This is a genomic window from Oscillospiraceae bacterium (assembly GCA_035353335.1).
GTDB lineage: Bacteria > Bacillota > Clostridia > Oscillospirales > JAKOTC01 > DAOPZJ01.
In genome coordinates this window covers 1-2,568 of sequence record DAOPZJ010000116.1, presented here as the reverse complement: position 1 = coordinate 2,568, position 2,568 = coordinate 1, and the positions used below count along the sequence as shown (strand labels likewise).

Annotated in this window: 5 protein-coding genes; all 5 read right to left on the bottom strand. The window is 49.4% G+C overall.

The features are described 5' to 3' along the window. Positions 1 to 60 precede the first annotated feature (60 nt). The gene (locus tag PKH29_12805; protein ID HNX15719.1) at positions 61 to 492 is read right to left on the bottom strand and encodes a single-stranded DNA-binding protein; all 432 of its coding nucleotides are present in this window, start codon (positions 490 to 492) and stop codon (positions 61 to 63) included. A gap of 2 nt (positions 493 to 494) precedes the next feature. Further along, the gene (locus tag PKH29_12800; protein HNX15718.1) at positions 495 to 1,241 is read right to left on the bottom strand and encodes an ERF family protein; all 747 of its coding nucleotides are present in this window, start codon (positions 1,239 to 1,241) and stop codon (positions 495 to 497) included. Continuing rightward, positions 1,225 to 1,653, bottom strand: coding sequence for a hypothetical protein (locus PKH29_12795; protein ID HNX15717.1), 429 nt, complete (start codon positions 1,651 to 1,653; stop codon positions 1,225 to 1,227). The genes PKH29_12800 and PKH29_12795 overlap by 17 nt, the downstream gene beginning before the upstream one ends. 122 nt (positions 1,654 to 1,775) lie before the next feature. Next, positions 1,776 to 2,261, bottom strand: a complete 486-nt coding sequence (locus PKH29_12790) for a siphovirus Gp157 family protein (GenBank protein ID HNX15716.1) — start codon at positions 2,259 to 2,261, stop codon at positions 1,776 to 1,778. Positions 2,262 to 2,279: 18 nt separating this feature from the next. Further along, positions 2,280 to 2,486 (bottom strand): helix-turn-helix transcriptional regulator, encoded by a 207-nt coding sequence (locus tag PKH29_12785; protein ID HNX15715.1) that lies wholly within the window; start codon positions 2,484 to 2,486, stop codon positions 2,280 to 2,282. Positions 2,487 to 2,568 lie beyond the last annotated feature (82 nt).

Below are 2,568 nucleotides of genomic sequence, written 5' to 3'. Positions count from 1 at the left end.
CGTGTTTCACTCCTTCCTACTGCCCTATTATCGACCGGGGCAGTCGCGGCCCTGCTTGTCCTAAAACGGAAGGTCATCGTCCGACCCCACTTCTTCAAATTCATCGTCCACGGTCTCCGTTTGCACTTTGCCGGTTGTTGATTTCCCGCCGCTCCCAGTCTCGGCCTTACTCCCGCAGAAGGATGCTTGTCTTACATGGACCTCGACGGCCTTGCGGTTATTCCCGCTTTTGTCAGTGTATTGACGCGTTTGAAGCTCGCCCGTTATGGCAATCATTTGGCCCTTCGTAAAATAATTTGTAATGAAATCGGCCGTTTCTTTCCATGCCACGCAGTCATGCCAATATGTTTGCGCTTGTTTAGTTTCCTTGTTATACGCGCCGTCTGTCGCAACCGTGAATGTCGTAACAGACACGTCAGAAGGTGTTTTGCGGAGTTCGGGCGTCGCCGTCATTCGCCCCATGAGACAGACCACATTTATCGAATTTCCCATTATTATTCCGCTCCTTTAAATGATCTTGAAAGTTTATAACATTCCGCGCATTTGTTTCCCGTCACAGCCGCGACCTGAGCTGCCGTCCGGTGTTCGCCTTTGCTGATTGTTGCTTTAATAGGTTCTCCGCACAGCGAACATTTTATCGGTTCGGGCTTGTTTTCCGTTGTAATCTCGAACTTCGGCGCCTTATTTTCCGCTGGGGCCGGAGCAATCGCCTTATCCGCCGCGCTTGTCTCAAACACCCCTTCGGGATGTGACTTTTCGATCGTACTCTTTGCCGCAGGAGAGAGGTCCATCGGCCCATCGGCATCGGGATCAATAAATTCTTCTGTCGGTATGCACAGGACTTGAAAACAGGCGTACTTAAACGCGACGGACATCGCTTTATTTGAACTCTTGTCTCCGCTGTCGGCACCTTCACCGCGAACGCGCGCCGTCACATATGAACCGTCGGCCGCAAAGAAGCGGTATTCCACATCCAGCAGCGTAAATATCCACGTTCCCTGTTTCCGTTCTTCGCGTTGCGCGCTGATCACGATCGGGACGACGAAAACACCGTGCTTCTTAAATAGAGGGTTTAACTCGTTCATTACTGCGTCAACGCCGCGAAACATATACCCCTGCCCGGATTTTCTGTCTTTTCCGATTGCCGTGCAGTCCCGCATAACGTCGATGATTTTTTGATAAATCATTCCGACGGAGCGATTATCCAAATCGTTCCCGAGCTTTTCAAATACTTCTGACATTTTTACTACACTCCCATAATTTATTTATTTTTTCGATTTCAAATGGCGTAAGCGTTTCAATCCCGTATTCTTTTGCTTCGTCGATTATGCGGTCTATCAGCGCCGCCATTTGTCTCGAATTGTAGGCGGATGATCCATAAGAGCACATAACATCGGTATATCCATCTGTTCTGTTTGCGTTGACAATGTCAATCATCCACCCGACACCCTTTGACGTCCACGCATATCGCCATTGAGCCAGCGCATCGTTGCGAACCGCGACCACTTCATAATTCCCGCCGATATCTCGAATCATTTGTTGATAAACGTCGGCTGGTGAAGCGTTGACCGCTTCTGCGATTTTGCCGATTAGCACCCACGCATAGGAGTTCGCATCGCGCGTCCGCATCTTGTGATATTGCTTGAATTCCACGTTGATGTCTTTCCCATCCAGCTGGTCGATTGTCTTCTCGACAGCGGTTTTGTTCTCAACTACCGTTACCGTTATGATCGGATTTCCGTCCCGGTCATACGTCAGCGAATTTATCCGCGCTTTCATTTGATTACAATGTGCGTGTTCCCTTTGATCGTTGCGTATGGGATGTCTTGACCGTCTGCGATTGCTTTCGCGATTGCCGTGAGTGCCGGCGCCGGTTCTTTGTATGTGAGCAAGTCATCGCGCCCGTTCTTTTCCGCCCACTCTCTAAAAAGTACCGGGTTTTCAATCTCCGTCGACTGCGAATTGCCGTAGTAGATCATGACGCGAGGCGTTTTAAATTTGTCGCCGCCCAGTGCATACATAAGCAGTCCTTTGAGCTTGTCCTTTTGATTTGCCGCCGTTGCCTTACGCGCCTGTAAATTGTGTATCTCGTTTGCTATGGCGTCTTCGGTCGCGCTCAATTCCTTGATCCACAGCGCGATATTTTCGATTTTCAGATCGCGCTCCATTTGCAATTCGTCGAGTGCTTCCGCGTCCTTGATTTCGCCGGTCTCCGAGTCCATAAGGTTGAAAATTGCCTCGTTGATTTGATAGATTGTCATTGATGGTCTCCCCTTTCTTCATTCATAAAATAAATCTTGAACCGTCGACCGGAAGAGCTCCGCATATTTCAGCTTGATATGGTCCGGCGGACGCCGCGCGCCCTGCTCATACATCGCGATCGTTGATACGCAGAGCCCGAGCTTGTCCGCAACCTGCTTCCGCGTCATGTCGATGCACAGCCGATATATTTTCAGCTTGCGCCCGATAGTTATATTGTCCTGCATGAAATCACCCCCATTCGCACAATATGTCTTTATTATATCACAATATATAATGTTGTCAACACAATATAGGCGGTAATGCTGC

Excerpts from the sequence above, each read along its gene's own strand:
- PKH29_12800 (HNX15718.1), bottom strand. The coding sequence starts at position 1,241 with ATGTCAGAAGTATTTGAAAAGCTCGGGAACGATTTGGATAATCGCTCC.
- PKH29_12790 (HNX15716.1), bottom strand. The coding sequence starts at position 2,261 with ATGACAATCTATCAAATCAACGAGGCAATTTTCAACCTTATGGACTCG.
- PKH29_12805 (HNX15719.1), bottom strand. The coding sequence starts at position 492 with ATGGGAAATTCGATAAATGTGGTCTGTCTCATGGGGCGAATGACGGCG.
- PKH29_12785 (HNX15715.1), bottom strand. The coding sequence starts at position 2,486 with ATGCAGGACAATATAACTATCGGGCGCAAGCTGAAAATATATCGGCTG.